Genomic DNA, 6,154 nt, shown 5'->3' on the forward strand with positions numbered 1-6,154 from the left:
TGGTCGATCAGCTGTCGCGCGCTTCAGCGGCAATGATTTCATAACCCTCATCGCCACTGACGACGGTGATCGTCAGGGCCGCGCCGGGTTGAAACAGGTCGAAGTCCACGTTGTCTGCAACACTGAAGCGCATCATCATGGCACCCATGCCCAGTTCTGTCAGGGCGTCGTGTCGCACCACGGCGGCACGGTTTTCGGCATCAACTGCCCGGACATCCGCTGCAACGGTGGAGCTGACCTGGGACTCAGTCTGATGATGATCGCCATGGTGACCATGATGATCGTGGTGGTCAGCCGGCGCCGACAACAACAGGGCAGAAGCAACAAAAATAGACATGGGTCCTCTCGGTGGGTTGGCCTGTCCTACGTATACGCGATCAGCATGAAATCCACTCGCGCCGCCAGCAGAAAATTATCAACCCTGTGTCGCCCGGTTCTCGTGGCTGGGTGTTTCGCGTGCCTTCTTTGGGTCGAGCTGCGTGGTCCTTAGCGGAAATTCAGAGACCTTATCGCCCCCGTCTGGCACCACCGCCATTCTTTTTCCTGAAATCACAAAGCGTGCCCAGGACCCGTGTCCGACGAACAGGCTAACGCATTTTCACCTCAGGCCGATACCACCGATCAAGACTTTGCGCCCAGGCGGACAATCGCAGACAGCAGGGTTTCACCATCGGGTGTGACGGGGGTCGTCAAGGCTGTTTCAAGAATGGCCTGCGCGCGGTCTTCATGCCCGTCCAGCGCGTTGATCATGGCCGATCCCAAGGCCACAGAAAAGCTTTGCGGATCCAACCGTCCTCCGGTGCGGATCAACTGCCGTGCATCCTCACTTCGGCCTTGCGCAAGCGCAACTACACCCAGCGAGCCATGGGTCTCCCCGAAATTATGGTCCAGCGCCAAGGCTGTCTCGAAACGAGCGCGGGCCGTGGTGAGATCTCCGGCAATCAGATGCGCCCAACCCGCGGCAACCCATGACCCGATATGCCGGTCGAAGATCTCGGCCCCGCGATCAATATCGCGGATCGCCTGGTCATAATCACCGGACAAAAGAGCAGCCATGCCCCGTCCCAGCAAAGCCCGGGGGGCCCGGGGCTGAACGGACAGCACGTCCTCGAACCGGGCACGTGCGTCGTCCACATCCTGCCTGCCCAGCGCCAGGGTACCGAGCGTGGTCAGGGCGTCGGGATGCGGACCGGCCATCAAGGCGCTGGCCCGTGCCAATTCCAGGTGCTCGGTATCCATGGCCAGTACCGAGACAATCGCGTTCAGACCGGGATGATCCGGGTGACGCTCAAGGCTGTCCGTGGCAATGGCGATGGCCGCATCATAATCGCCTGATGTATGTAGCAATTGCACCTTGAGGGCGGCCGCCTGAGGAATCTGGGCTGTTACCTGTGCGGTGAGCAGGGCATCAGCCCCATCCAGATCGGCCAGATGGGTCCGCACCCAAGCCAGATTGAACCGGACGGCCGGATTGTCCGGCACCTGGTCTATGACCGCCTGAAAAAGAGCGGCCGCTGCCGGGTATTCACCGCGCGCCAGAGCCAGCTGCCCCTGCAGATCCATAAGCTCAAGCGGCAAAGCCTCGCCCGCCAAGCCGACGAAGGCCTGTTCCGCGTGGTCCAGCTGCCCCTCCTGCAAGGCAAGCCGCACGGTGTCTGCGACAAGGTTTGCATTGGCTGGATCCGTTTCGAGGTAGGAGAGAAACCGCAATAATTGTTCACTGGGCGTGGTTTGCAGGGTCATGGTCTTAACTCGATCAGGTCGATACGGGGGACGCACCGGATGTATCCGGGCGCAAGGATGTGGCCAGGGCCGGTTGCGACTCCGTCGCCGGAGCCTGAACAACACCGAAGGATTTCAATTCGATGGTCTTGGGAATCTCATTGACCGAAATGACGGCCAAACGGGGCTGACTCCGCGAGGTCAGCTTTTTCATCGCGCGCCGAATTTCGGCACTACACAATAAGACCGGATGGAAACCGACAGCCTGCATGGCATTGGCCTGCTCATCCAGCCCGCGAAGCACCGTCTCGGCGAGGCGCGGCTCGATCGGCAGGGAATCGGCCCGCTGCGACCGGCCTACTGCTGCAACCAGCTGGTTTTCGATGCGCGGATCCAAGCTGAGCACATTGAGTTCCCGATGACGGTCGCGCAATTGATTGCAGATGACATAGCTGAGCTTTTCACGCACCCGTTCCGTCAGAACGGTCGGGTCTTTTTCCTGTCGGCCGCAATCGCACAAATGCTCCAGGATCAGGTCAACATTGGCAATTGAGACCCGCTCCATGACCAGGTTTTGCAAGATTTGCTGGATATCACTCATGCTCAACAGGGTCGGGACCAGCTCCTCAACCAGCCCTGGCTGACGCCGACGGGTCCCGTCCAGCAAGCCGGTCACGGTGGCCCGTGTCAGCAAGGTCGGAGCCTCTATCCGCATAAGCTCACCAAGATGAGTCATTAGAACCGTCACGGGATCCACACAAGTATAGCCCTGCTGTGCTGCCGTTTCTTGCTGATCGGCGTCAATCCACAAAGCGTCCAGCCCGAACGACGGATCGCGGGTTGGACGCCCGCTCAACAGGCCTGTGGACTGTTCGGTCTTTACGGCCAAAATCTGGTCAGGCTCCAACTCGCCCCGGGCGTAGGGCGTTCCAAAAATTCGAATATCATAGTCAAATCCCCCCAGTTCGGGACCGTCCATGAAGGTCACAGCCGGGAAAGCGAGGCCGAACTGCTTCTCATGCTGCTCACGCAGTGAGGAGATACGCTCCAGCATCGCATCGCGCTCGCCAGCCCAGGCTTCCGAGAGTCGGGCACCCAGCGCAATAGACAAGGCCGGAAAGGGCGTATCATCTGCGGCCTGCGTCTCTGCCCCTCCGTCATCTTCATCCCCGTCCGCCTGCGTTTGCCGACGCAAAAGAAACCAGGTCAGCAGCAGCGCGACAACGACAATGCCGATGGGGATGCGCGGCATGCCCGGAAGCAGGGTCATCGCCAACAAGATACCGGCGACAATCAGCGGAATACGCGTGATGGATGTGAGCTGTTTGAAGACTTCGGCGCTCAGTTCACGATCGGCCGATGAGCGGGTGACGATAATACCGGTTGCGATTGAAATGATCAGCGCCGGCAATTGTGTCGCGATGCCATCACCAATGGTGAGAAGGGTGAAGGTTTCCAGAGCTTCCGGCCAGCTCATCCCCATCTGAACCACACCGATGATGAGACCCGCGATGATATCGATGAGAACAATGATGACACCCGCGATCGAGTCGCCCTTGACGAATTTGCTCGCCCCATCCATCGAGCCGTAGAAGGCCGCTTCCTTTTCCAGGGCTTCACGTCGTGCACGGGCCTCGTCCTGGTCAATCAATCCCATATTGAGATCGGCATCGATACTCATTTGCTGACCCGGCATGGAATCCAGGGTGAAACGGGCTGCGACTTCCGAGACCCGCTGGGCCCCCGATGTCACGACCACATACTGAACAACCACCAGGATAAAAAAGACGACAAGGCCGACGACAAACTGGCCCTGAACCGCGAATTCCCCAATCGAGTTGATCACATCACCCGCATCCCCTCCGGTCAGGATCAAACGCGTGGCCGCGATATTGAGCGCGAGCCTGTAGAGCGTGGCAATCAGAAGAAGTGAGGGGAAAGTCGAAAACTCGACCGGTTTTTTGACATACAGAGTGAGCAGAAGAATTGTCAGCCCGAAGCCGAAATTGATCAAGATCGCCAAGTCGAGCATCACCGCCGGAATGGGGGAAAACAGAATGACCAGGATCAAGACAACACCAAGAACCAGGGCCAGGTCCTTGTTTTTACGCAACAACTTAAACATGACTGGTTGATTTTTCTTTCAAAACACCTTGCCGCGACAGATGAATATACACTTCAGCGACCTGTTTGAATTCTTTGGACCGAATGGGCTGACCGATCTCGCCGTGACGAAAAATGGCACGTGCCAGGGGCGGGTTTTCGATGATGGGAACGCCATGGATGATCGCTGAGCGTTTGAGGGTCTGGGCAAACTGGTTTCGCCCCTTCGCACGGATCAAGGGGGCAGACATCTGAGCCGGATCATAGGCCAAGGCCACCGCATAGTGTTGAGGATTGACCAGTAAGACGTCAGAGCCCGGAAGCTCGCCCAATGACTGTTGCTGCTTGGCGAATTCCTGATGCAGTTGTTTTCTCTTCTGCTTGATCCGGGGATCCCCTTCCCGGTCCTTTATCTCACGCTTGAGCTCACTCTTGCTCATACGCATTTCCTTGCGGAATTCTGCGCGCGCAATGATCTGGTCGAGAACTGTAAAAAACGCCGCCAGGACGATGAATACAAACAACAGGCGAAAACTGCTCTCGCGAATGGCCTGCACCAGCTGACCGGCATGCCCCATGTTTTCCGCCCAGGTCTGGACAGCCAGGCTGATCACCAGCAGCGCCGCCAGTGTATAGGCCGCCATCTTCACGACATTCTTGAGCGTTTCCTTGAGCATGCGAAACGAGAATAGACGTTTGATCCCTTTGCCCGGATTGAGCCGTGAAAATTCCGGCTTCAAGGGCCGGGTCGAGAAAACAATCCCTCGAATCTGAATGACCTCGAAGACGATCACGACCAGAACAATCGTGCCGCCAAGCAGGGCCAGCATTTTGATCGCGGGCATATAGGTCATGGCGATGGATGCAGGCCCGATCTGTGGATCAGATGCGCCTGCGATGGCCGTGACAAACAACTGCCTGACCAGCTGGACGAGATCGCCAAACAATCGCTCCCCAGCGACGAGACCGAAGATCGCCACCCCCGTCAGGCTGGCAAAGAATCCTAAATCAATGCCCCGCGCCACCATGCCACGCTCGCGCGCGCGTCGCAGCTTGAATGGGGTGGCTTCCTCGGTCTTGTTCTGTTCACTCTCTGCCACCTTTTACCCCCGCAGTAACTCGGGTGTCGTTTCCATAGCCAGTCGGAGCAGGCGTAGAAGGGTGACACCGCTCACAGAGAACACGACAGGAAGCGTCAGAAGCACCGCCAGGGTTTTAACCTGAAAACCGAGCAGAAGCACATTCATCTGCGGCAGGGTCCGGGACATGAAGGCGATCGTCAGGTCCAGCAGAAACAAGGTCAAAAAGACGACACTCGCCAGCCCAAGTGCCAGGACAAAGGTCTGGGAGAAAAACGTCACGAGCACCGGCAGGTCGGGGCTGAACACCAGACTGCCGGGCGGGATCCGCTCGACACTGATCGCCCAGATCCCCAACAATTCGTGGACCCCGCCGGTTGCAAAAAAGACGGCAGCGAGCGCGTACATAAACAGACCGCCCACCAGAGGCATCTGCCCGCGCAAAGTCGGATCTGCAAGACCGGCCAGTCCGAAACCGGCCTGAATATCGATGGCCTTGCCCGCAAACGAAACAGCGGCAAACGTCATCTGGAGCGACAGGGCGATAAGAATTCCCATCATCAGCTCAATCGCTATCACACCCACCCAACGAGGCCCGAAACCGGTAAAAACCGTGGCGGCTTCAGTCGTGGCGACCAACCACCCCGACAGGGCCAGGGCCAGCAAGACGCGAACGCTCGACGGAATTCTCATGAGCGTGAATGGAGGCGCAAAGGCCAGGACCGGACCGATCCGTAAACTCAATACCAAGGTCGCGATGACGAAAGCCGTGTAGCGTTCCATCCACTAGCCACCAATTGCCGGAATGCCCTGATAGAGCGACGTCGCAAACTGCAGCAGTTTACCCAGCATCCAGCTTCCCAGCACCACCAGGATCGTGGCCGCCGTCAGCAGTTTCGGCACATAGCTCAACGTAATTTCCTGAACCTGCGTGGCGACCTGCAGGATACTGATCAACACGCCCACGATCAGCGTTCCAATGAGAATGGGGCCTGCGACGAGAAACGCGTGCCAAACCAGCTCGTTCATCAGGTATAAGGCCTGGTCCGCACTCATGAACGCTCCCCACACGGCCATGGCAACAATCCGATTTTGTCAGCCATACCGCGTGCAAACCTATTCAAACCTTCAATTGAGTCAACGCAGCATGCAGTTGCATGAGGCAAGCCTGAAACTTTTTTCGCTGAGGGGCTAAACTTTTCTCGAAAATGACCGACTGGACCCATGAGGGTACGGCAGAAGGCTGCCGC

6 protein-coding genes are annotated in these 6,154 nt (G+C 57.9%); all 6 read right to left on the reverse strand.

The genetic code is table 11. The features are described from left to right. Positions 1-7: 7 nt before the first annotated feature. The gene (locus RMQ97_RS14715) at positions 8-337 is read right to left on the reverse strand and encodes a copper-binding protein (RefSeq protein ID WP_413661654.1); all 330 of its coding nucleotides are present in this window, start codon (positions 335-337) and stop codon (positions 8-10) included. A 284-nt stretch (positions 338-621) separates the two neighbouring features. Beyond that, on the reverse strand, positions 622-1,743 hold the full coding sequence (locus tag RMQ97_RS14720; protein ID WP_413661655.1) for a tetratricopeptide repeat protein: 1,122 nt from the start codon (positions 1,741-1,743) through the stop codon (positions 622-624). Between the two features lie 13 nt (positions 1,744-1,756). After that, positions 1,757-3,847 carry a flagellar biosynthesis protein FlhA gene (locus RMQ97_RS14725; RefSeq protein WP_413661656.1) on the reverse strand — a complete coding sequence of 697 codons (2,091 nt, stop codon included), beginning with the start codon at positions 3,845-3,847 and terminating at the stop codon, positions 1,757-1,759. Next, positions 3,840-4,925 (reverse strand): flagellar biosynthesis protein FlhB, encoded by a 1,086-nt coding sequence (locus tag RMQ97_RS14730; RefSeq protein ID WP_413661657.1) that lies wholly within the window; start codon positions 4,923-4,925, stop codon positions 3,840-3,842. The genes RMQ97_RS14725 and RMQ97_RS14730 overlap by 8 nt, the downstream gene beginning before the upstream one ends. 3 nt (positions 4,926-4,928) lie before the next feature. Then, positions 4,929-5,687, reverse strand: coding sequence for a flagellar biosynthetic protein FliR (locus tag RMQ97_RS14735; protein WP_413661658.1), 759 nt, complete (start codon positions 5,685-5,687; stop codon positions 4,929-4,931). Positions 5,688-5,690: 3 nt separating this feature from the next. Beyond that, positions 5,691-5,960, reverse strand: coding sequence for a flagellar biosynthetic protein FliQ (locus tag RMQ97_RS14740; protein WP_413661659.1), 270 nt, complete (start codon positions 5,958-5,960; stop codon positions 5,691-5,693). Positions 5,961-6,154: the final 194 nt, after the last annotated feature.

The sequence above is a fragment of the Maricaulis sp. D1M11 genome, assembly GCF_047308265.1.
In the GTDB taxonomy this organism is placed as follows: domain Bacteria; phylum Pseudomonadota; class Alphaproteobacteria; order Caulobacterales; family Maricaulaceae; genus Maricaulis.

Bases quoted from the DNA above. Each gene is read 5' to 3' on its own strand.
- RMQ97_RS14735 (WP_413661658.1), bottom strand. From the start codon at position 5,687: ATGGAACGCTACACGGCTTTCGTCATCGCGACCTTGGTATTGAGTTTA.
- RMQ97_RS14715 (WP_413661654.1), bottom strand. From the start codon at position 337: ATGTCTATTTTTGTTGCTTCTGCCCTGTTGTTGTCGGCGCCGGCTGAC.
- RMQ97_RS14740 (WP_413661659.1), bottom strand. From the start codon at position 5,960: ATGAGTGCGGACCAGGCCTTATACCTGATGAACGAGCTGGTTTGGCAC.
- RMQ97_RS14720 (WP_413661655.1), bottom strand. From the start codon at position 1,743: ATGACCCTGCAAACCACGCCCAGTGAACAATTATTGCGGTTTCTCTCC.
- RMQ97_RS14725 (WP_413661656.1), bottom strand. From the start codon at position 3,847: ATGTTTAAGTTGTTGCGTAAAAACAAGGACCTGGCCCTGGTTCTTGGT.